This is a genomic window from uncultured Parvimonas sp., assembly GCF_963524015.1.
GTDB lineage: Bacteria > Bacillota > Clostridia > Tissierellales > Peptoniphilaceae > Parvimonas.
In genome coordinates, this window is sequence record NZ_CAURDT010000002.1 from 259,466 (window position 1) to 283,321 (window position 23,856).

At 27.3% G+C, this 23,856-nt stretch carries 24 protein-coding genes; 2 read left to right on the forward strand and 22 right to left on the reverse strand.

Annotation, left to right across the window (positions count from 1 at the left end; genetic code table 11):
• Complete coding sequence (locus tag RWJ08_RS04115; protein WP_313961163.1) at nt 1-693, reverse strand: DUF6873 family GME fold protein; 693 nt, start codon at nt 691-693, stop codon at nt 1-3.
• A gap of 125 nt (nt 694-818) precedes the next feature.
• Here RWJ08_RS04115 and mscL point away from each other — a divergent pair, with 125 nt between their 5' ends.
• Nucleotides 819-1,232 carry a large-conductance mechanosensitive channel protein MscL gene (mscL, locus tag RWJ08_RS04120; RefSeq protein ID WP_083816251.1) on the forward strand — a complete coding sequence of 138 codons (414 nt, stop codon included), beginning with the start codon at nt 819-821 and terminating at the stop codon, nt 1,230-1,232.
• 129 nt (nt 1,233-1,361) lie between these two features.
• Here mscL and RWJ08_RS04125 read toward each other — a convergent pair whose 3' ends face one another.
• From RWJ08_RS04125 to RWJ08_RS04160, 8 genes are all read right to left on the reverse strand, one after another.
• Nucleotides 1,362-1,970: a class I SAM-dependent methyltransferase gene (locus RWJ08_RS04125; RefSeq protein ID WP_313961164.1), complete on the reverse strand. Its 609-nt coding sequence runs from the start codon at nt 1,968-1,970 to the stop codon at nt 1,362-1,364.
• Nucleotides 1,971-2,000: 30 nt separating this feature from the next.
• The gene (locus tag RWJ08_RS04130) at nt 2,001-2,489 is read right to left on the reverse strand and encodes an isoprenylcysteine carboxylmethyltransferase family protein (RefSeq protein ID WP_313961165.1); all 489 of its coding nucleotides are present in this window, start codon (nt 2,487-2,489) and stop codon (nt 2,001-2,003) included.
• A 583-nt stretch (nt 2,490-3,072) separates the two neighbouring features.
• On the reverse strand, nt 3,073-4,608 hold the full coding sequence (gene rny, locus RWJ08_RS04135) for a ribonuclease Y (RefSeq protein WP_009354564.1): 1,536 nt from the start codon (nt 4,606-4,608) through the stop codon (nt 3,073-3,075).
• A 198-nt stretch (nt 4,609-4,806) separates the two neighbouring features.
• Nucleotides 4,807-5,406 (reverse strand): molybdenum cofactor guanylyltransferase, encoded by a 600-nt coding sequence (locus RWJ08_RS04140; protein ID WP_313961166.1) that lies wholly within the window; start codon nt 5,404-5,406, stop codon nt 4,807-4,809.
• Nucleotides 5,406-5,867 carry an aminoacyl-tRNA deacylase gene (locus RWJ08_RS04145; RefSeq protein ID WP_313961167.1) on the reverse strand — a complete coding sequence of 154 codons (462 nt, stop codon included), beginning with the start codon at nt 5,865-5,867 and terminating at the stop codon, nt 5,406-5,408. The genes RWJ08_RS04140 and RWJ08_RS04145 overlap by 1 nt, the downstream gene beginning before the upstream one ends.
• The gene (udk, locus tag RWJ08_RS04150; protein ID WP_313961168.1) at nt 5,854-6,489 is read right to left on the reverse strand and encodes a uridine kinase; all 636 of its coding nucleotides are present in this window, start codon (nt 6,487-6,489) and stop codon (nt 5,854-5,856) included. The genes RWJ08_RS04145 and udk overlap by 14 nt, the downstream gene beginning before the upstream one ends.
• A 9-nt stretch (nt 6,490-6,498) precedes the next feature.
• Nucleotides 6,499-7,725 carry a tyrosine--tRNA ligase gene (gene tyrS / locus RWJ08_RS04155; protein ID WP_313961169.1) on the reverse strand — a complete coding sequence of 409 codons (1,227 nt, stop codon included), beginning with the start codon at nt 7,723-7,725 and terminating at the stop codon, nt 6,499-6,501.
• Nucleotides 7,726-7,908: 183 nt separating this feature from the next.
• Nucleotides 7,909-8,574, reverse strand: coding sequence for an MgtC/SapB family protein (locus RWJ08_RS04160; RefSeq protein ID WP_009354483.1), 666 nt, complete (start codon nt 8,572-8,574; stop codon nt 7,909-7,911).
• Nucleotides 8,575-8,797: 223 nt separating this feature from the next.
• Here RWJ08_RS04160 and RWJ08_RS04165 point away from each other — a divergent pair, with 223 nt between their 5' ends.
• Complete coding sequence (locus RWJ08_RS04165) at nt 8,798-9,478, forward strand: hypothetical protein (RefSeq protein ID WP_313961170.1); 681 nt, start codon at nt 8,798-8,800, stop codon at nt 9,476-9,478.
• An 85-nt stretch (nt 9,479-9,563) separates the two neighbouring features.
• Here the strand turns inward: RWJ08_RS04165 and RWJ08_RS04170 are convergent, their stop codons facing one another.
• The 13 genes from RWJ08_RS04170 to RWJ08_RS04230 all read right to left on the reverse strand — a co-directional run bounded on the left by RWJ08_RS04170 (nt 9,564) and on the right by RWJ08_RS04230 (nt 23,855).
• Nucleotides 9,564-11,609, reverse strand: a complete 2,046-nt coding sequence (locus RWJ08_RS04170; protein WP_313961171.1) for a TcaA second domain-containing protein — start codon at nt 11,607-11,609, stop codon at nt 9,564-9,566.
• A 24-nt stretch (nt 11,610-11,633) separates the two neighbouring features.
• Complete coding sequence (pepF, locus tag RWJ08_RS04175; protein WP_313961172.1) at nt 11,634-13,382, reverse strand: oligoendopeptidase F; 1,749 nt, start codon at nt 13,380-13,382, stop codon at nt 11,634-11,636.
• A gap of 116 nt (nt 13,383-13,498) precedes the next feature.
• Complete coding sequence (locus tag RWJ08_RS04180; protein ID WP_009355095.1) at nt 13,499-13,822, reverse strand: hypothetical protein; 324 nt, start codon at nt 13,820-13,822, stop codon at nt 13,499-13,501.
• Nucleotides 13,823-13,830: 8 nt separating this feature from the next.
• Entirely contained in the window at nt 13,831-15,231 is a 1,401-nt protein-coding gene (locus tag RWJ08_RS04185) for a penicillin-binding transpeptidase domain-containing protein (RefSeq protein WP_313961173.1), read from the reverse strand.
• Nucleotides 15,232-15,240: 9 nt separating this feature from the next.
• On the reverse strand, nt 15,241-16,500 hold the full coding sequence (locus RWJ08_RS04190) for an FtsW/RodA/SpoVE family cell cycle protein (RefSeq protein WP_313961174.1): 1,260 nt from the start codon (nt 16,498-16,500) through the stop codon (nt 15,241-15,243).
• Nucleotides 16,493-16,999, reverse strand: a complete 507-nt coding sequence (locus RWJ08_RS04195) for an FHA domain-containing protein (RefSeq protein WP_004831845.1) — start codon at nt 16,997-16,999, stop codon at nt 16,493-16,495. The genes RWJ08_RS04190 and RWJ08_RS04195 overlap by 8 nt, the downstream gene beginning before the upstream one ends.
• 99 nt (nt 17,000-17,098) lie before the next feature.
• The gene (locus RWJ08_RS04200; protein ID WP_313961175.1) at nt 17,099-18,619 is read right to left on the reverse strand and encodes an ATP-binding cassette domain-containing protein; all 1,521 of its coding nucleotides are present in this window, start codon (nt 18,617-18,619) and stop codon (nt 17,099-17,101) included.
• 297 nt (nt 18,620-18,916) lie between these two features.
• Entirely contained in the window at nt 18,917-19,855 is a 939-nt protein-coding gene (locus RWJ08_RS04205) for an ATP-binding cassette domain-containing protein (RefSeq protein ID WP_313961176.1), read from the reverse strand.
• Nucleotides 19,856-19,866: 11 nt separating this feature from the next.
• Nucleotides 19,867-20,673, reverse strand: coding sequence for an ABC-2 family transporter protein (locus tag RWJ08_RS04210; RefSeq protein WP_313961177.1), 807 nt, complete (start codon nt 20,671-20,673; stop codon nt 19,867-19,869).
• Between the two features lies 1 nt (nt 20,674).
• Entirely contained in the window at nt 20,675-21,430 is a 756-nt protein-coding gene (locus RWJ08_RS04215; RefSeq protein ID WP_313961178.1) for an ABC-2 family transporter protein, read from the reverse strand.
• A 439-nt stretch (nt 21,431-21,869) separates the two neighbouring features.
• Entirely contained in the window at nt 21,870-22,499 is a 630-nt protein-coding gene (locus RWJ08_RS04220) for a hypothetical protein (protein ID WP_313961179.1), read from the reverse strand.
• 208 nt (nt 22,500-22,707) lie between these two features.
• The gene (locus tag RWJ08_RS04225; protein WP_313961180.1) at nt 22,708-23,358 is read right to left on the reverse strand and encodes a hypothetical protein; all 651 of its coding nucleotides are present in this window, start codon (nt 23,356-23,358) and stop codon (nt 22,708-22,710) included.
• Nucleotides 23,358-23,855, reverse strand: a complete 498-nt coding sequence (locus RWJ08_RS04230; RefSeq protein ID WP_313961181.1) for a tRNA (cytidine(34)-2'-O)-methyltransferase — start codon at nt 23,853-23,855, stop codon at nt 23,358-23,360. The genes RWJ08_RS04225 and RWJ08_RS04230 overlap by 1 nt, the downstream gene beginning before the upstream one ends.
• Between the last annotated feature and the right edge of the window lies 1 nt (nt 23,856).

Genomic DNA, 23,856 nt, shown 5'->3' on the forward strand with positions numbered 1-23,856 from the left:
TTACCTCCAGAGTGAAATAATTCCACCTAAATCGACAAAAGTTTCGTCTTTAGGATAGAGTATTTTCACATTTTCTTCATCAGCTACGCGTTTAATTATATCATAATCTCGATATTTTGTCACATCACCATAAAATAATAAAATATCATCGGAAACAAAACCACAAGTCCCTCCAATAAATCCGTTTTTATATCCTTTTAAAATAATTCCTTCATTTGTAACAAGTTCCACATCGATATTCTCAGCTTTTAATGTTTTATATACTCCCTCATCACTTGTTATTATATGATTTTCAAAACAAATCATACTACAATTTGCATAACCTTGATTTATCTTTACATATTCTCTATTTAATCTTAGTTTTTCAAAAATTTCTTTTGTGGTAAATTTTTCATTATGAAAAAAATATTTCTTATTTTTTGCAACATTTAAAACCATCTCTCCATTTTTAAAATTAGAAACGTCCACTTTTTTTAAATTAAATCCACTCAAATACTCACTATAATAATCATAAACAGAATTTTCTATATAAATATCTTCATCAATCTTTACAATACTAAGGTCTGGATGGTCATTATAATTTTTATTAAATTTTTCATTATTCAAACTTTTTATATACTTAATATTTTCTTTTTCTAAAAGTTCAAAAAATTTTGCACTAGCGCGGTTACTAACTATAATTTTTTGTAACATATTTATCTCCTAAATGATTAAGTTTTATATAATTGGGTAATACTAGATTTGATAATTATAATAATAATGTATCTATATTTTATTATAACACATTTTATCATATTTTATTTATTAGGAGGATGTTTATGTTAAAAGAATTTAAAGAGTTTGCCTTAAAAGGTAATGTAATGGACTTAGCAGTCGGTGTAATTATTGGTGGAGCTTTCGGAAAAATCGTTACATCATTAGTTAATGATGTTCTAATGCCTTTAATTTCAATGTTAACAGGTGGAATTAATTTTTCAGACCTAAAAATTGTATTAAAAGCAGCAGATCCATCAAAAGAAATTGCTGAAGTTGCTTTTAAATATGGTGCATTTATTCAAAATGTTATTGATTTTCTAATTATTGCTTTCTGTATATTTATGATGGTAAAAGCTATGAATAAATTAAGCAGAAAGAAAGAAGAAGTAGTTGAGGAAGCACCTGCTGGTCCGACTCAAGAAGAAATCTTAACAGATATTAAGAATATCTTAAATGATATTAAAGAAAAAAACTAATATAGAAAATTTTCTTAAACATAAAAACCGAGTTGAAATTTCAACTCGGCTTTTTTATTGTGAAACAACAAGGTTCCCAGAAACTCACCTGATGCGAAGCATCATGAAATCGTGGGGTTCTTATTCATTTTATTTTTCACATATCCCTTCCATTAAGAAAATTCTAAAATCAATGTCCTTACTTCTTCCATTCCATAAAATTTCATAGTTTTTCGGAATAAATGAGGCTCTTTTAAAATAATTTTCCATTTCTTCTCTTGAAAAACCATCATGTCCATCAAAGTTTGGAAAATCCTTATGAAAGTCAGGAGAAACTGTATCTAAATCCATTATAATTATTTTTCCATTTTCTTTCAAATGTTTTCTTAACAACTTAAGCTCTGCATCTACATCTACAATATGATGAAAAGCAGTTAAACTGTAAATTATATCGTATTTTTCATTCGAATTATCCAAAAAATTTTCATCATTTATACTGATATTTTCTATTTCCATTTCATTTATTCTCTTTAAAGACTCATCTCTCATCTTTAAAGAAGTATCCATACAATCAATATGTTTTAAATCTTTAGATAATAAAGTTGCAAGAAGTCCATCTCCCGATCCGATTTCAAGAGCCTTTTTCTCTTTCAGATTTTTTCCTAAATACTTGAACATTTTTTCGTATATGGTAAAAGTTCTATTTTTTCTCTCTTCAGTATTCCAAACTTTAGCAACTTCATCAAAATAATTACTCATACTACCCCCTAAATTTAAATAATAAGTTAATCAAGATTTTCTAGAAAACCAAGGGATACATCTATTTGTCCTCTTACAATATGCCAGATATTCCTCTCCAAAAATATCTTTAAGCCATATTTCTTCCGTATTTTTTACTAAAATTGTCAAAAGAATCCAATAAATTGGAATTGTAATTAAAAAATATAAATTATTGAAAACAAAACAAATTCCCCAACAAAGAAACATAAAAGCTGAATAAATCGGATTTCTTACAACCGAAAAAACTCCCGTAGTTACCAATTTTAGTTCCTTTATATTCTTAGAAATTCTTGAATTAACAACTGCAGAAACCCACAGTCCAATACCTATAACTATACATAAAATACCTATAATTATAAAAGGTATTTTTAAAAAAGAAATTTCTCCATTTTTAAAATAACCCTTATTTTGTAAAAATATTAAAATACTTGTTACAATCAGTATAATACCCACATATAACGGACCAATCCCTAAAACTGATAACTTTTCTCTTTTCATAATTTACTCCTATTATTTGTAAACAAAATGATTGATTAATATAAATATATCATAATTGCAAAAGAATATCAACTTAAAAACCTTATTAGGAAATACCATTAAGAACAGGAGCTTTAGGAGATCTCTCGACTACGCTCGAGATGACGTGTTAGGAGACTTTCTTTGCATAGAAAATGACGTAAATTATTTTACTATATATACAATTAACTCCCGTCAGTCCTACTTTTTTTACAAGCAAACAAAGTTAGAGCTAGATTCACTTCACTCAGCTTTGCTTCGTTTCGGTCGAAATGACGTGTCGAGATATTTTCTTTGCAAAGTACTATGACGTTAAATATTTTATTTTAAATAATTTTTAAATATTTTTTGAAGTTTATTTACCATTCACGTCTAGCTCTAAAATGAGTACACTCCCTTATACGTCATCTCGACCGAAACGAAGTGGAGTGGAGAGATCTCACACTTTCGTTGAAAACAAAAGTGAATGTATCGAAGATACATAAATAAATCTAACAACTTTCAATTTTGCATAAAAAAAGAATGTCTATATTTCTATAAACATTCTTGTTTTCAAATTTAAAAACTATTTAGCGTAGTCAACAACTCTTGTTTCCCTAATTAAATTAACCTTAATTGTTCCAGGATACTCAAGTTCTTCTTGTATTTTCTTAATAATTTCTTTTGAAGTTAATAACATCTTATCTTCGTCAATAACTTCTGGTTTAACCAATACTCTTATTTCACGTCCTGCTTGAATTGCAAAAGATTTTTCAATTCCATCAAATGAATTTGCAATCTCTTCAAGATTTTCCAAACGCTTAATATAATTTTCAACAGACTCACGTCTTGCACCTGGTTTTGCAGCTGAAATAGCATCCGCAGCTTGTACCAAAAGTGCCTCAACAGTTGATGGTTCAACGTCATTGTGATGTGCCTCAATACAATGGAGAACTTCACGTTTTTCCTTATATTTTTTAGCCATTTGAACACCTAATTCAACGTGGTTTCCTTCCATTTCGTGATCTATCGCCTTACCTATATCATGTAATAGACCACCTCTTTTAGCAATTTTAACATCAGCTCCGATATCAGCAGCTAACATTCCTGCTAAATGTGCAACTTCTATTGAATGTTTCAAAACATTTTGTCCATAAGAAGTTCTGTACTTTAATCTTCCTAAAAGTTTTATCAATTCAGGATGTAGTCCATGAATATTAGTTTGATCGCAAGCGTCTTCTCCTGCAATTCTAATACTATTTTCAACTTCCTGTCTTGATTTTTCAATCATTTCTTCAATTCTTGTTGGGTGAATTCTTCCGTCATTAATCAATTTTTCAAGAGCAAGTCTTGCAATTTCTCTTCTAACTGGGTCGAATGAAGATAAAACAACCGCTTCAGGTGTATCGTCAATAATCAAATCTACTCCTGTCAAGCTTTCAAATGTTCTAATATTTCTACCTTCTCTACCTATAATTCTACCCTTCATTTCGTCATTAGGTAAAGTTACAACGCTAACTGTAGATTCTGCAACTTGATCAGCTGCATATCTTTGAATAGCTGTTCCAATAATATATCTTGCATTTTTTTCCGCATTATCCCTAGCATTTTGTTCAATTTCTCTAATGATGTTTGCAGCATCTTTTATACTTTCTTGTCTAACTTCTTCAAGTATAATTTCTTTAGCTTCTTCAGATGATATATTGGCAACTCTTTCAAGTTCTTCTTTTTGCTTTTCAACTAATTTTTCAATTTCAGTTTCTTTAACTTCTAAAGCCTTTAATTCTTTATTTAAACGTTCATTTTTCTTATCTAAATTTTCGTTTTTCTTGTCTAAATTTTCTTCTTTAGTAATCAAACGACGTTCCAATTTTTGAATTTCGTTTCTTCTCTCTCTGTTTTCCTTATCGCTTTCTTGTCTTATTCTATGAGCTTCTTCTTTTGCTTCAACTAATTTTTCTTTTTTCTTAGTTTCAGCTTCTTTTATAGCATCTTCAACAATTTTTTTTGCGTGATTTTCAGCACCGTTTATGAGTTTTTCTGAAGTAAACCTTCTAAAAACATAGCCAATAATAGTACCAACAATCAAAAAAACAGGAAGTAATATAAATTCCTTTGGCATTAGTCTTACACACCTCCTCATATTAAATTTTCAAGTTACAATTATCAAATTATTATTCCTTAAAATTAAATGTGATTACTCACAATTACTATTTTACAACTTTTTCAGTATTTTGTCAATTTAAAAAAACGTATAAAAATGTATTAATTTTGATAATATATTTTAATTAAATTCAAAAAAAGACGGTATAAACCGTCATTAATCTTTATTTATTGTCAATAATTTCTTTTTAAATTCTTCCAATTCTTTTATAGTATTTAAGTTTTCAAATATATTTTTATCATCAAAATTTTTCCATTCTTCATATTCTAAAAATTTAAAATTACTATCTTCAATAAATTTTACAAATTTTAGATTATCTTTAATTAATTCTTCTCTTAAATTTTCTTTCAAAGAATTTTTATAGATTCCATTCATAGGTAATATTTTTCCACCTTTTGAAAGACAAACTAAGCCATCAAAATCTTTATCTAATTTTGAAATCAAAAATCTAATAAACTTTTCATCCATATTTGGCATATCACATGCAGTCAAAAATGAAAATTCATTATTTGAATAACAAAGCCCACTATGAAGTCCAGCCATTGGACCTTTTTTGTAAAAAATGTCCCTAACAACTCTTACTTTTACATCTTTATAATGGTCTTTATTATTAGAAACGACAACTATATCGTCAAAAAGATTTTTTAACGCTTCTATTGAATTGTGTATCAGATACTTTTCTTCAATTTCAATATACTCTTTGGGAAAAGTCATTCTTCTAGAATTACCCCCTGCAAGTATTATACAATTTATCATTATTCTACCACCAAATCAGCAAAATCTGCATCACAAAAGCCTGCAAATTCAATAGGATTTACTATAATTGAATTTCTAACTTTTCCAGCACTTACAAGAAATTTCTCCATATTTTTTGCAGTTTCATCAAAAACAGTTTTAAATTTAGTCTTCATTCCAACAGGACTACATCCGCCATGAACATAACCTGTTAAAGATTCTAAATCTTTTTGTAAAATCATTCTAATGCTCTTTAGTTTTAAAAATTTACTTGCTTTTTTCAAATCCAAATGTGCGTCAATAGGAATAACACAGACATAATGATTTTTATCACTTCCTTCTAGAACAAGTGTCTTAAAGCATATATTTCTATCTATTCCAATTTCTTCAAATTCTTTGTCTTCATCTCTAACTACAAATTCATATTTTATTTTTTTACTATCTAAAATTCTACATACATTTGTCTTACTATTTTTTTTCATTTTTATCCAAAAAAGTCTTTAAATGTTGAACCAACATCTTTATGGCAGGAGTGTTTTCTCCACCACGAGGAATGATTATATCTGCATGCTTTTTACTTGGTTCAATAAACTCCTCATGCATTGGCTTAACCGTATTTTGATATTGGGTCAAAATACTTTCAAGACTTCTACCTCTCTCTTTTGTATCTCTTAAAATTCTTCTAATAAGTCTTTCATCAGCATCAGTATCGACATAAACCTTTAAATCCATTAATTCTCTAAGTCTTACATCTTCTAAAATTAAAATTCCTTCAACGATTATTACAGGTTTTGGATATACTCTCATAGTTTCTTTGCTTCTAGTATGAATTGTAAAATCATAAATTGGCAAATCTACTGGCTTACCTGATTTTAAAACCTTAATATCTTCAATAAGTTTGGAAGTTTCAAAAGACTTAGGATGATCATAATTTAACTTTGCTCTTTCTTCTAAAGTCTTATCATCATTTGGCCAATAGTAAAAATCATGGCTAATCATAACAATTTCATCTTTAAATTGTTTTTTTAACTTTTCAATAATCGTAGTCTTGCCAGAAGCAGAGCCTCCAGCAATTCCTACTACATAAACATCTTCTTTTTTCATCAAAATCCCCTATAAAGCAATTACTCTGTGATATACTTTTTTACCTTTTTTAATAACAATTTCTTCTAAATTAAGAGAAACTTTTGTATTTGTATCTGTAATTTTTTCTCCATTTAAAGAAATTCCACCTTGTTCTATAAGTCTTCTAGCTTCTCCATTAGACTTTGAAAGTCCACAAGTTCTAATCAAGTCTAAAATTCCTATTTCTTCATTTTCAAAATCCGATTTTTTAATTTCTGTTGAAGGCATATTTTCATCTAAAAGTTCTCCACTGAATAATGCTCTTGAAGTTTCCAATGCTTTTTTAGCCTTTTCTTCACCATGAATAATCTTAGTTACTTCAAAAGCTAAAATTTCTTTTGCTTCATTTATTCTTTCATCTTTGTATTTTCCTAATTCTCTACATTTTTCAGTTGGTAGGAAAGTTAGCATAAGTAAAAACTTTTCAACATCTCTATCATCAACATTTCTCATATATTGGAAAAGTTCATAAGGAGAAGTTTTTTCTTCATCCAACCAAACAGCACCTTTTTGAGATTTACCCATTTTAACACCGTCAGCAGTTGTTAAAAGTTTAAAAGTCATTGCATAAACCTTATCTTGTTCAAGTTTTCTAACAAGGTCATATCCACCAAGTATATTACTCCATTGGTCGCTACCACCTAATTGCAATTTACAACCATGTTTTCTGTATAGGTATAAGAAATCATAACTTTGCATTAACATATATGAAAATTCAAAGAATGTAAGACCTTTTTCCATTCTGTTTTTATAAGCATCACAAGTTAGCATTTTATTTACACTAAAATGAACTCCTACTTCTTTCATAAATTTTATAAAATTCAAATCCAAAAGCCAATCTTTATTATTTTCTATAATAGCATTTCCATCTGAAAAATCAATAAATCTTGAAAGTTGTTCAAAAAATCTTTTTGCATTATGATTAATTTGTTCTTCAGTCATTACCATTCTCATATCGCTTCTTCCAGAAGGGTCGCCTATCATTGTAGTCCCACCACCTAAAAGCGCAATTGGAATATGACCATAGTTTTGCATTCTCTTCATAACCATAATTTGAATAAAATGACCAATTGTCAAACTATCCGCCGTTGCATCAAAACCTATATAAAACTTTACTCTTTCCTTAGACAATAACTCCTTTAATTCATCTTCATAAGTAGCTTGTTCAAAATATCCTCTATCTACAAGCTCTTCAAAAATATTCTTATATTCCATAAAATCCTCCTATAAAAAAAGACCTAAAACTGTGAAAGGACGACTTATCGTGGTACCACCTTTCTTCGCATAGGCCTCATATTGTTTAAGCACAATTACTTTTGAGCTCCTGTGTTGTAAGCACAATCAACGCTCAGTATTAAATATTGAAATAATTATATAAAAAATAGCCGAAAAAGTCAACTACATTTCTATCTTTTTAACTCTATCATCATCAAAAATTAAATCTTCCAAATGTTCTCTTTCAAAATCAAGAGGAACTACAGTATAAAATCTAACTATTACAGATCTACTCTTCTTAACAACTTCTACATTTTGAATTTCAAGTCTAAATCTTTCTAAACAACTACGAATTTCTCTGATTGTATTAAAACTGTCTTCCAAACTTATTTCAAAAGTAATAGTCAAATGATCTTTATTCAAAAAAGTATCTTTATGCATCAAAGTTTGAATAATTACGATTAAAAATGTTCCACCAATTGCTACCCCATAAAGTCCTGCTCCCATAGCTAAACCAATTCCGGCAGTCGCCCAGATTCCCGCAGCAGTAGTAAGTCCATTTACGGCATTGTTTTTTATAAAAATAAGTCCTGCTCCCAAAAAACCAATTCCAGAAACAACTTGAGCAGCAACACGGGCTGCATCGTATTCATCTACATCAAAAAAACCATATTTAGAAACTATTATCATAAGTGCAGATGCCAAACAAACTATTGCATGAGTTCTAATACCTGCTTCTTTATTTCTACTCTTTCTTTCAAAACCAATTATTGCTCCCATAGAGGTTGCAAGAATCATTTTTACCAGAAACTCAATATTTTGATAAATAATATCTATATTAATATTCATATAGTGCTCCTAACTTAATTTTAAAATCAAATTTTACTAATTTAATTATGTGTACTACTAAAAAAAGCTTAATAATTCTTTTTTCATTATTAAACTAATACTATTATCATATAATTATATCATATTTTTACAAAAATTATTAGTCTTTTATTTATTATTTTTTATGATATAATTAGTTTATAGTACAAAAGTGCTAAATATAATATTGGAGGTATTCAATAATATGATAAAATTTTTTAAAAAATGTTTTATCTTTGCTTTAGTTACTTTAATTTTTTGCTCTTGTTCAGCAAAAGGAGTAAAAATAGAACAGCTAAGCGATAAATCTTTTATCTCAAAAGAAAAGGCATTTACCATTGAAGAAACTAAGGATAATGAAAATTCTTCTGATTCAAAAAAATATCATTTAGTTATGTATGAGAAAATAAACTCTGGTGCTGGTTACATGATATATGAAAATGCAAAAATAACTAAAAAAGATGGAAAAGAATTTATTACAGCTGATAATTTGGATTTAGATTTAGAAATAATAAATGACAAAACAATAAAAGACACAAAAAACAATCTTGAATATAAAGCATCTAAGCAAGGAGAATTCCCTGATAATTTAGATTCAGTTAATAAGATAAAAATTACAGAAGATATAAAAAATATTTCCAATAAAAGTTTTATTTCTGATTCAGGAGTTCAGATTGTGTTCGCTGTAACAGAAAATGGACAGGCTAATTTATTTATTAAAGAAAACGGAAAGGAAACCCACTATTCAAATGCTAATTTAAAACAAGAAAATGGAAAAACTTATATTACTGCTAATGGTTTAAAAAATAAATTTGTTTACTCGTCAATCAGTAAAATCATTGATGAAGACACAAAAGTCGAATATAAATTGAACACTAAAAAATAAAACACAAAAAAACTTAAAGCTCATCTAATTAACTTAGATGAGCTTTTTGTAAACTTTCAGAGATTGTATTAATTCAACAGTTTTTCTATCTTGCAATCATATCTTTTGATAAGTCAACACTTTTTATATTATTTCTTGTAATTGTCCTTGTTGTGAAACCCCAAATGTTACTATACCAATTTTTCTTTTCTTTATCATAGATAAAATGGAACCCTACTGTAGATTCTACAGGAGTAATTGATGACAGTTGTGGTGGTTTATTATTTTGAGGATAAGTTGTCTCTTGAACTAATAGATGTCCACCTATATACATTTCATAAGTGTCGCCATGTTCTCTAATTTCAAAAGAATTGAGGTCAAATTCCATTGATGGATAGCCTCCGACATATTCCCTTCCACTATTTATCAATGACTCTACTCTTCTCTTTTCAACCCCTAATGATGGATCTGTCATTATAGTCAATAAACTTGCATCTTTCTTACCTCTTGATTGAACATCTTCTCTCAACAATTCAATAGTCCTTGAAATTGCAACATTTAAAAGTCTTTTATCTGTAAGAGATGTGCTTACATTTATTTTACCTTCACCAGAATAAGTTACTCCTTCTGATATAGTATAACCCCAAGGCATTTTTGTTACTACTTTTAAAACATCTCCCTCTTTTATATTAGTTCCTGATAATTTATTAAATTCTTTTACAGTTAACTCTGTATTTTTATCATTTACGAATAAAATACTATTTTCATCTCTTGTTAAAATTTTAAATGAACTTTCTTTTGAATTGGTATCTAGTTTTTCAACTTCATTCGCTAATTGATATTCCGTTCCAGCTCCATAGGACACAGTTTTAACGCTAGACTTTTCATCATAGAAAAGAGAAAATTCTTCTTTTAATTTCACATTATTATCATAATAGAAAACTGTATATTTGCCAGGAAATAGTTCATATTCCTTATCTGAAATAGCCTCTTCTTTACCATTTAACAAAATAGAAGTTTGAACCTCTTCATTTTTTTCGACTTTCAACTTTATCGGATCTAAACAAATTTTATAATCATCAAAAAGTCCTAAAACTTTTCCACTTTTTTGAAGTCTAACAGGTCTATTACTCTTGTAATTTTCATCTTTCTTTAGATTTTCAGCATCCTCTTTAAGCCATTTTGTAATTGTAGCTAACTTCGTTTCATCTTCTTCAAACATAGAAATCAAATTTTCTGCCTGATTCTTATCTATGACTTTATCATTAAAAACAAAGTTTGATGTGTAAAATCCTATTTTTTTAGATTCAACTCCTGATAAAATACCAGGAAGTTTAACTCCAAGTGAATGATATGCCTTAAGTCCAAAGAAACCAACAGTTGAAATTGCCAAAATTATAGTAAAAGCAAAAATCATCTTTAAAATCTTTGGCACTTTTGGCATATCATACTTAATTGTCTCTTTTTTCTCTTTATTATCTACTGCCTGATAATACTCTTTTTCTTTAGGTTTATCTTCTGGCTCAGAAGTTTCAATAGGCTTTTCTACTTCATTTTGTTCAACACTTTGGATTGGTTTTTGAGAAATTTCTTCCTCTTGAGAAATTTCTTTTTCTTCACCATCAGTATCTTTTAAAACTTCTACATTTTTTTCCTTATGAGTCTCTTTATTTTTATGTTTAGAGGATTTACTTCCTCTACGACGTCTTTCATGTAGAGGAACTACATTCCCATAAATTAGTTGAAGCCTTTGTGTTTCTGTTAAAATCGCATCTTCGTCGTCTTTATCTTTTTCTTTATTATTTTCTTCTTTATCTTTTTCTTCGTACTTTTCTTCCTTGTTCTCTTTTTCTTTTTCAGCCTTTGATGTAATTTCTGCTTTTTCTTCATCAGTTGAAAAAGTATGGTCTTCCACTTCTGAATTAATAAGATTTGATTTAAAGTCTAAATCATCGACTTTGTCCGTTTCTTGAACTATATTATCCTCTGGTTCTGTAGTGGATTCGAGAACATCTTCTTCAGAAATTTCTTTTTCGGAATATTCTTCTCTCCATTGAGAATAGTCTGATAAAATAGACTTGTCAAATCCCCCCTCTGAAAAATTTGAAGAATTTTTTTCAATTTTATTCTTTTTATTATTTTTCTTAGACACGAAAAAAACCCTCCTTAAATCTTTCTAAGCTTCTAATTCTTTTTCTAGTTCGTCAACTAAACCTTTGAAAACATCTAGAGCTTTATTGATAGAATTTTTATCTTCCATATCTATTCCTGCGGCTCTTAATTGTTCTATTGGTTGATGTCTACATCCGTCTTTTAAGAAATTTCTATAACTCTTTAATGCTTCTTTATCTCCCTTAACTACTCTGCTTGATAAGAAACTTGCAGCACAGAAACTTGTTGCATATTTATATACATAGAAATTAGTGTAGAAATGAGGAATTCTCGCCCATAAGTAATTAGCTAATTCACTCTTTTCAACATTTTCTCCATAATATTTGTCATTTAATTCGCCCATGATTCTTGTGAAATCATCAGCAGTTAAGGCATTTCCTGCTTCAACTTCTAAATGTGTATTCTTTTCAAACTCACCAAACATAGTTTGTCTAAATACTGTTCCTATAAACATATTTATATAATAGTTTAAAATATAAATTTTTTCGTGTTTATCTTTAACATTTTTCAACATATAGTCTAATAAAGTTAATTCATTAAAAGTTGATGCAACTTCTGCAACGAAAATCTTATATTGAGCATATAGATAGTCATTGTCTGATTTTGAATAATAACTATGCATTGAATGTCCAAATTCATGAGCTAATGTAAACATACTATCTAAAGTATCTGTATAATTCATTAGGATATATGGATCTGTATCAAAGCTTCCCCATGAATATGCTCCACCAGCTTTTCCTTCTCTTGGATAAACGTCAACCCAACGATCATCAAAACCTCTATTTAGAACTTCAATATAGTCTTCTCCCAATGGTTTAAGACCTTCAGTTATTAGTTCTCTTGCTTTTTCATAAGGATATTTTTGGTCAAATTCTTTTTCTAAATTGATAGAAACATCCCACATATATTGTTTATCTTTCTTTAATGCTTTCTTTCTTAATCCATAATATTTATGAAGAGATGGCAAATATTCTTCAATACTTTCTATCAAAGAATCATAAACTGTTTCAGGAACACAATCTTGGAATAATTCCATATATCTAGCTGAAGGATAGTGTTTAACCTTAGCAAGTATTGTTAAATTTTTAATTGCACTATATAGTGTTGTTGCATAAGTATTTTTAAAACTTGAAATAGTTCCATACATTTTATCAAATGCTTCTTTTCTTACTTCTTCATTTTCATCTAAAAGGAAAGTATTATAATTTCCAGGAGTTAATTTTTCTCCATCTTTGCTATCAATATTACCATAATCCATATCAGCAAAACTTAACATATAAAAAGAGCTTTGACCTGTTCCCATCATTTCACTAGTATTTGCAAGAAGCTTTTCTTCATCTGCACTTAATGTATGAGGTTTAAATCTTAAAATATTATCAAAAAACACTCTATACTTTTCGTTATCTCCCTCTTTGTAAAAGTTTTCTAATTCTTCATCAGATAAACTCATTAAGAAAGGATCAAAAAATGTCATAGCTGAACCTACTCTTGTTCCTAGTGAATTTACTTCTAAAGCTAATTTTTGAGATTCAGGAACTCTACTATCTTCATCTCTTTTCATATATGAATAAGTATATAATTTTTCTAAAAGTCTATTAGCCTTTTCAGATAATTCCATTATATTTTTTAAGTTTTTAATAGTTTTTTCTTCTTTTAATATTTTTTCAACGTATTCGTCACAAAGTTTTATCTCTGCCCTTGCTTCATCTGAATTCTTGTAAATCTTTTCCAAAGACCAATTATATTTTTCCATCATATCCTCCAAATAAAAAAATTAAAATTTCACACATTAATTTTACCACTTTTTTCACTTTTTATCAATATTTTTATAAAAAAAAGAATGTTTGCACATTCTTTTTCAAAAAATTTTTATTCTATTGTATATTCAATCCAGCCTTCAGATTTTCTTTTGATTACCTCTCCAATTCCTGCTGAAACTATTTGAATATTTTTCTGTTCATAATTTGGTTTTAATCCATTTAGAGCATTTTTACATAGTTTAACTTGTAAACTCTCATCCTTAAAAAACTCATCTTCCTCTAAAAAATGTGTAACAACATTTCCGGCACAAACTATTTCAATCTCGCAAGTATCTCCCATTTCTTCACAATATCTTCTGTAATTTACTATTTTTGCCTTTAGTTTGTCTATAAGTTTTAACCTTTCAATTCTAAATAGCACCTTATAATTCATTCTTACTCCTAATATCCAAGTTCTATAGCTTTATTTACAAGTTTTTTTACAAGAGGAATCATTTCAGCAGCAATTTTGTTTTCTTCTTCAAAAAATGCAGTACAAACAATTGTAGGATTATCTACCGGATAAAAAACTGTTACCCAAGAGTGAATTTTATCCTTTGTTTTTTCTGCAGTTCCTGTCTTACCAGCAACTTTCTTTCCTTTAACAAATCCAACGAAATTTTTATCTCCTGAAGATTTCAAATAATCTTTCATTGTATCCATTACTTGTTTATCAGCAACTTTTGATAAAACTTCTGGTGAAATTTTTTCAATTAGTTTTCCGCTTGGATCTAAAATTTCACTTACAATATGAGGCTTCATCATATTTCCACCATTGGCAATTGCACTTGTATACATAGCAACATGTAATGGAGTAACTAAGTCTTTTCCTTGACCAAAAGCACCAGTAGCAAGCTCTAAAGCTGTTGATTTCTCATTGTATGGTATTGGAGAAATTGCAGTTTTTAATTCAAAAGGAATTTCTTGACCAAACATAAATCTTTTACTTACATCAATCATTGAATCAACACCAATTTTTTGTACTTGATCTGCAAAATATGTGTTTGAGGATTTTACCAAAGCTTTTCTCAAATCTATATTTCCATTAGCTTCCTTAGCGTAGTTATTTATTTTGTAATGGTCAATAGTTGTCGACCCCTTATCATTGTAATTTAAATCTTTTCCACTAAGCTTTTCAAGTAATGCCGTTCCTGTTATTAGTTTATAAACAGAACCTGGTGTAAAAAGGCCAGAAGTACTTCTTGCTAAAAGTGGAGCATTTTCTTCATCAGCAATAATATTTGCCCAATTAGATTCTATTGTATTCGGATCAAAAGTCGGCATATCGGCCATTGTAATTATTGACCCTGTTTGTGGATTCATCAAAATCATTGAGCCCTTATGACCCTTCAAAAGAGAAAGAGCATATTGTTGTAATTCCGTATTTGTAGTCAATTTTACTGAATTACCCTCTTTTTGATCAACCAAGATTTTCTTTAATTCTCCGATAGGAGTTTTATCTTGTTTATTTAAAAGAGTTGTATTAAATTTCTTTTCGATTCCCGTCTTTCCATATTTCTTACTATTATATCCAACAATATGGGCATAAGCTTCTCCATAAGGAAAATATCTATATTTATCTCCTTTATCATCAGTTTTAGTTTCTGCTAAAATATTTCCATTAGAATCGAGAATATTTCCTCTCTTTAATTTATTGTCATCAACCCAATTTCTTTTATTATCTTCATCATTTTTAAGTTTATCTGCTTTTGCAACTTGAAAATAAGTCATATATCCAAGAATTAAAATAAATAATAAACTTATAAATGTTAAAACTCTTTTATATCTTTTTATTTCAATCATAATATTCTCCTATATATTCTCTTCAGAGGCATACTGTAAAATTCCCAAAGCGATGAAACTTGAAAGAATTGAAGAACCTCCATAGCTGACAAAAGGAATTGTAATTCCTGTAAGAGGAATAAGCTTTAAAATTCCTCCGAACATTATCAATGACTGAAAAGCGAAAATTAATGAAAGACAAAAAGCTACATATTTGTAGAATTTATTATGTTGTTCCATAGAAGTTTTTAAGCCTCTATATGTTAAGATTAAGAACAACATAACTACTCCCATTCCCATTAAAATTCCCATTTCTTCACAAATACTTGCAAATATATAGTCACTTTCTGCAAATGGAATATAATCAGGTCTTCCAAGTCCAAGACCTTTTCCAAAAAATCCACCACTTGCAATTGCATAGAAACCTTGAATTATTTGATAGCCCATTCCATCGGCATATTTAAAAGGATCTAGCCAGATTTTTACTCTTACCTTAACATGCTTAAACAAAACATATCCTAAAATAGCCCCAAAAGAAAGAACTAAAAGATTAATTAAAATATATTTTCTATGTGGCTCGTACATATATTGTGCAAAGATGAAAACCCCTGAAAACACAAGTACAGTCCCTAAGTCTTTTTGTAAAAATAGAAATCCTAAAAATGTGTAGAAAAAGAAATGTAAACTGTATTTTTTAAAAATATCTTTTTCAAACTTTTCTCTATTTTTATAATAAGCTGCAATAAGGAAAACAAAAGCAATTTTTATAAGCTCGGATGGTTGGAAAGCAAAATTTTTCCCCAATCTTATCCAGTTTTTTGCACCATTAATTCTACTACCCAAAACGAATGTTGCAATAAATAAAAGATAAGAAATTCCAGCATAAAAATAATACATTTTGCTCCAGATTCTTATATATTTTAAAATTAAATATATAACCCAAAATGCTACAATTCCGATACAAAACCAAATAATTTGCCTATATGCTAATTTATTATTTAGTCTATAAATCTCTAATATTCCAATGGAAAATAACATATTTGCAATAAGCATTATATAATAATCGCCCCTAGTAAACTTCTGTACCAGTTTTCCAGAAATATATACAAAGCCTATCAAGGCAATCATAAAAAACAACTTAGTTTTGTCAAAATTCGCGAAATCCCTAGCCATAATTAGAAATAATCCTAAAATTTGAAAGAACAACAAAAGTCCTTGAATGCTCTTAGTGCTGACATAGGAATTTACATTTAAAGTTCTAAATCTTGACTTTAATTTTTTACTAATCATCATCAACTTCCTCATTTACAAATAAGAACTCAATTCGACCAACATCTATTAAATCCTTATCTTTAAGTTCAATAGCTTCTGTAATTGGTTCTCCATTTAGCAAAGTTCCATTTGCAGAACCTAAATCTTCAATATAATAAATTCCGTCTTCTTTAATAATTCTCATATGTTTTTTAGAAATAAATTTATCATTTATTACAATATCATTAGAATCTCCACGACCCAAAGTTGTCTCATTATTTATATAATAATGTTCATGAACCTTAAAAGGAAGACTTTCCTTTCTGTTTATAAGTTTTAAATAGGTATTGGAAACCTCACTCATTTCGCTAGTTGTGCTAATATCAAAATATATCATTTTAATTATATTATAAATAAAATAATAGATAATAATTACAAAAATATATTTAAAAATAATTGCCATTAAATCATATAGCTTTAAATTTCCAAAGGTTTCAACTGAAAAAATACCCTCTAAAATATCAAAAATTTTATCCATATATCCTCCGCTTTTTATGTTAAAATCCTAATTAACTAGCTTTTATTTTACCATAAATACAAAAAGTAGTCAAAATTTTGATTAAATGAATTCTTACTTTTAAATTACAAGCTCCAATCCATTTTTGTTAAGCCTATAAACCTTATCACAAACCTCATTAATATATTTTTTATCGTGAGAAACTGAGATTATTGAGCCTTTATAGGATTTTAATAATTTTCTGATTTCTACTGACGAAAAAGGAGATAAATTTCTAGTAGGCTCATCTAAAATTAAAACTTCGGGATTTTCTAAAATCATTTTTAAGAAGTAAATTTTCGCCTTTTGTCCTCCGGAAAGTGATTTTAAATTATGAAACATCTCATCTGCAGTAAACTTCATTGACCCTAAAAATGTCCTTATTTTTGTAGTCTCCTCCTTTTCGTAAGTCTTACTCAAATAATCTATAATACTCATATCAACATTCATCTTATCGTCATAATTTTGAGGCATATAGGCAATCTTTACATTTTTCTTTACATTTTCCAAAATTATCTTTAAAAGAGTTGTCTTTCCTATTCCATTTTCTCCAATTATACAGATTTTATCAGTACCAAATACCTTTAATTCCAAATTTTCACTCAAAATTTTAGAACCGATGACAAGTTTTTCCAAATTCAAATCTAAAATTTCCTTTTTTGTTGAATAATTTACATTTTCATCAAATTTTACAAAAATAGATTCTTCATAATCGGGAAAATCAAGTAAATTCTCCTTTTCTTTTTCAAGTTTTCTACCGATAGATTTTACAGTATGCATTTTTATTTTCAGCTCTGTCCCCCAAAAATCATTTTTTGTACTTCTGATTTCATGTTGCACTCTTTCATATATTTTCTGATATTTTCTTTGTTTCTTATCAAATTCTTCTCTTTGCTTTTTTGCAATTCTCTCCTGTCTTTCAATAGTATTTCCTCTATTCTCAACATAATTTTCATAATCCAACTTTTCAATCGAAATCTTCGGTTTTTGTTTTCTCATAAGCTGTTCAATATGAATAATTACATTTGCACAATTTTCAATTAAATCTTCATCGTGAGAAATAAAAATTATTGGAATATCAATATTCTTTATAAAATTCTTAAGCCATTCAATAGAATTTATATCCAAATCATTACTAGGCTCGTCCAATAAAAGACAAGTCGGTTCTTTCATAAGTTCGCAAAGCAAAATAAATTTAATTCTTTCTCCACCTGATAATTCACTTATCTTTTGCTTTTCATTTATTAAATTTTCATCAAGATTTAACTCCTTTAACAATTTATAAAATAAATTATAGTCAAAAAATTCCTCTTTAATTTTATTTTCAAGATATTCCTTTGTTGAAAAATTTAAAATCTTTGATTCTAAAATCTGTGGTAAATATCCTATAACTTCATTTTGCTTATTTATATCTCCACTTATTTCAGCATATTCTTTTAAGCCCTCATCATCTACTATCGCCTTTAAAATGCTGGACTTTCCGTTTCCCTCTTCTCCGATAATACAAACTTTCATTCCTCTTTCTAAAGAAAAGCTGAAATCTTCAATAACAGTTCTTAAATCATTCACTAAATATATCGTTAAATTTTTTATACTAAGCATATATCCTCCTAAATAAGCCACAAAAAAAATGGCAATCCACTTATTGCCATTTCAACATTCATTTTGCAACTCAAAAAGGAGTTCTAAAAAGAACACAAAAAGGAATGCATAACTAAAATGGCAACAAAAAACTAAGCTCCAAAAAGCTATTAAATTTCTGTCTCATAATAGTTATCTAATTAACATTCCTTCCTCCTGAATTTTTTATTAATTTTTGATATATCTCTATATCACCTAAATTTTAACACAAACTAATTAAAGTGTCAAATTATTTTTTGTTTTTATCTATTAAATCCTCTACTTTACTATTTGTAACAAGACATTTTCTAAACCATTCTGACTAAATTCTATGTTCAATAAGTTATTGTCATTAGCTAAAAGTCTAATTAATTTTGATCGACTAAAAGATGCAGTTACTGATAATTCTATAAAATTGTCAGCCTGTTTTGTAATAATTATCTCATTCCCTATATATTCTTTTATATTATCAAATTTAAACATCCCATAAAAGTTTATTTTAACATTAGTTCTTTCTAAATCCTTATTAATAATATTTTTTATTTTATCTCTTAAAATAATTCTTCCTTTTTCTAAAAAAAGCATCTCATCACACATTTGAACCAAATCTTCAATATCATGACTAATCAAGAATAAAGTAACATCATTTTCTTCTATATATCTATTCAAATATTCTATAATTTTGGCTTTAGATTTAAAGTCCAAACCTAAAAAAGCTTCATCATAAAATAAAATTTTTGGACTATGAATTAATGATGCAATTATTTCAATTTTAATTCTTTGTCCCAAACTAAGTTTTCTAACTTGTCTATTAACAAAACTCTCACAATTTAATTCAGCTATACTCTTATCTATAATCTTTTTTGCCTCGAATTTATTTACTCTATATAACTTAGAAAAAACTTCAAAATTTTCCAAAGGTGTTAAATCCTGCCACAATCCACTTCTTTGTCCCCAAATCACTGAAATATTTTTTACATATTCCTTTCTATCTTTAATAGGATTAAATCCCATAACATTTATCTTTCCCTCATTTGCACTCAAAACTCCTGATAACAATTTAATAAATGTTGATTTTCCCGAACCATTTAATCCACAAATTGTAATTTTTGAACCTTTTTTTATGGATAAATTTTCTATTTCAATATTATAATTTGATAATTTTTTTCTAAAAAAAGATTTATCATATGAATACTTTAAATTGTTTATTTCAATCATAATGCTAACCCCTAATTTCCTTTACTAACATAAAATCTTCTTAAAATTTTTATAAATATTTTTTTTATGATATACAAATAACTTATTGAAATCAACAATGAAATAAAAATCGAAAGAATAATATTTCCATAAAAATCACAAACAAAAATTTTATTCATTGGTATATAATAACAAAAATATATTGGTATAAAATAAATCAAAAAAGTTTGTACCATCTTATTCAACATATTTGTAGGTATATAAGAAATAAAAGCTGTCTTATCTACAAGTATTTCTGATATTAAATTCCTTTTTTTAAAAATAAGTGTAAAAATTGAAGAAAAAATAAGTAAAGAAATGAAAAGTAAAACAACGGATATTACTATAAATAATATAAAAATATTAATATACAACTTATTCATTTCAATATCTAATTTTGAGATAGATAAAAAGAGTAAAAATATGTAAGAAATAATTCCAGAAAATCTTCTCAAGAAAAATTCGTTGCCCATAATTTGTAAAAAAACACCTAAAGGTTTAACAAGAATTATGTCTAAAGAACCATTTTCAACATAATTATGAAAATTATCAAATCCTCTTGCAATCATTCTTGCCAAGTCATAAGACAACATAATAACCGCATAACCTATAAAAATATTATATTGAGTCCAATTTCCTAATTTCCCAAATTTTTTTATTAGTAAATCCACAGCGATTATAGGAATAAAAGCGTATATAGACCAAATTATTAACTGAACAAAAAAATCCAGCTTATACTTTAATTGGCATTTTATACTAATTTTTATCAATATAAAATAATCTTTTAATGCCTGTAGCATTCTAACCCCCTATATGTCTTTGAAATTTTAATATTTTTTCACTTATAATTAAATTAAATACATAAAATAACAAAATCCATATAATTTGACAAAGTATCAAATTATTTCCGTTTTGCGAACCAAATAATAATTGAATTGGAGTATTTACTATTGATGCAAAAGGTAAATACTGTATAATTCTAATATATGCATCAGGCAAAAAAACAATTGGAATCATACTACCTGAAAGCAATGCACATACTGAATGAAATAAAGCTTTTATTGCACTATTTTTTTGTGTAAAAACAGTTAAACTATATATAAATATTGTAAATTCTGTTGCTAAAATTAGACTTAATATATAACTTAACAAAAATGTAATATAATTCAAATATATTCCTGAATTCACAAAAATCAAAGCACAAACAATCGGAACAAAGCTATAAATCACTCCAAAAGTTGCCGAAAAAGATAATTCTTCAAAAATGAATTGTGATATATATCTCAAAGGTCTAATCGCATATACTATGTAATCTCCACTGATAATTTTATCAGAAAATATAGGTGTACGATATATTGAACATGTAATAGAAATATATGATGAAAAAACAACATATATAATAATTTTAATATTAAAATCACTATGTATATTATTTTGAAATGCATATATAACTGATAATTGCAAAAAAACATTTACAAAAATCATTAAAAAAGCAAAAAAATACATTCTCTTGTAATTTTTAATTGTTAAAATTGATGCTAAAAAATATCCTCTCAAAATTTCCACTCCAATTATAAAAAAATTGAGACCTAATCCTAGCCTCATTTTTAGTGTTTATATAGTATTCATTAGATGTAATTGCTAATTATACAATATCGTGTTCTTTACACTAATAGCAAGGTAAATTATACAATTTATTAATAAAAAAGTCAATACATAATAATACAATCATTGCAAAATCAACAGTACAAAAAATGGCAATCCACTTATTGCCATTTCAACATTCACTTAGCAACTCAAAAAGGGGTTCTGAAAAGAACACAAAAAGGAATGCATAACTAAAATGGCAACAAAAAACTAAGCTCTAAAAAGCTATTAAATTTCTGTTTCATAATAGTTATCTAATTAACATTCCTTCCTCCTGAATTTTTTATTTAATTTTGATATATCTCTACATCACCTAAATTTTAACACAAAGAAATTAAAGTGTCAAAATTTAATTAAAGTAAATAAGTATTCCTGCTATTAAAAGCACCAAAAGTATTCCCAAAAGAATATTTTTTCTTTTTATTCTTTTATCTTCGTATTCATCTGCAGATTTTTCAAAATCTTTAAGTATATCTCTTGGAATTGTAACCCTATTTACTTCTTTTTTTTCACCGTCTTTATAAATATAGTAAAGCTGTTCTCCATCTATCATTTTGTAAGAATAGTTTCCAATACTATAACCACTTATAAAATTAGATAAATTAGAATTTGATGTAGAAATAACACTTTTTTCTGTAAACATCTCTGGTTCTAAATTATCAACCAAAGTTTTTGCTTTTTCTAAATCAAAATTATACTTATCTTTTACATATTTTACAGCTTCTTCTTTTCTATTTTCTCTTATCAAAGCATATAAATCATTATCATATATCCTAGATATTATTGAATTTTTAAACATATAGGAAAAATCAGTTTTTGATAAACCATGATTTTTTCCTTCAAAATATTCCAAGGTTTTTGTCATCTTATCAATTGTTTCTTTTGCACTTTTAAAATCCATATCATATTTATTTTTAACATACTTTACAGCTTCTTCTTTTCTTTTTTGTTTTAATAAATCATATAATACTTTGTCCATTACTCACTCCGATATAATCTATGTAAATTATCAAACTTTTTAAATTTCGAGAAATATTCTACATTATCGTAGGTTATTTTTACCTTTTGTATTTGCAAAATAAATATTTGAATTTGGATTTTTTCGTAAAAAACTTTGATTTTTTCTTAGACAGAAAGTTTTAACTTATCTTAATAATCAAAGCTTATTCTTTTTAGAATGTCAAATTTTAATTAAAGTAAATAAGTATTCCTGATATTACTATAATTAATAGAATCCCTAAAATAATATTTTTTCTTTTTGTTTTCCTATCTTCATATTCTTCTGAGGATTTTTCAAAGTTTTGTTCGAAACCTTTTAGTATATCTCTAGGAATTGCAGTTCTATTGACTTCTCTTTTTTCTCCATCTTTATATACATAGTAATGTTGTTCTCCATTCCTCATTTCATAGGAATAGCCTTCACTAGTATAATCACTTCCATAATTAGAATTTATTGACTTTGATGCAGAAATGATATTTTTTTCTGTAAATGTCTTTGGATCATTTATATCTAAACTATCAACTATATTTTTTGATATTTTTAAATCAAAATTATATTTTTCTCTTACATATTTTATAGCATCTACTTTTCTATTTTCCTTTACCAAAGCATATAAGTCATCATCAGATATTTCAGATTCCTCTAAACTTCTATTTTTATACAACAAATCTTCTTCTGATAATTCAAGATTTTTCTCATCAAAATATTCAACTTTTTCTATCAACTTATCAACTGTTTCTTTTGCACTTTTAAAGTCCATATCGTATTTATTTCTAATGTACTTTACAGCTTCTACTTTTCTTTTTTGTTTTAATAATTCATATAATTCTTTATCCATTATTCACTCCAATTTAATCTATGTAGATTCCCAAACTTTTCTAGTTCTGAGAAATCTTGTTGTCTTAGTGCTTCATATAAAACTATTGATACCGAATTTGATAAATTTAGGGAACGAATTTCTCCCCACATCGGTATCCTTACACAATGTCCTTCATTTTTAACTAAAATTTCTTCTGGTATTCCTTTACTCTCTTTCCCAAACATTATATAATCATTTGGAGAATATTCTACCTTATCATAGGTCTTTTTTGCCTTTGTGGTTGCAAAATAGATATTTGCATTAGGATTTTTTTCGTAAAAATCTTCAATATTTTCATAGACAAAAAGTTTTAACTTATCCCAATAGTCAAGACCTGATCTCTTTACCATTTTATCATCAAGTGAAAAACCCAAAGGCTTTATCAAATGTAATTTAGTATCAGTTGCGACACAAGTTCTTCCAATAGCTCCAGTATTGAAAGGTATTTCCGGTTCTAATAAAACTATATTAAACAAA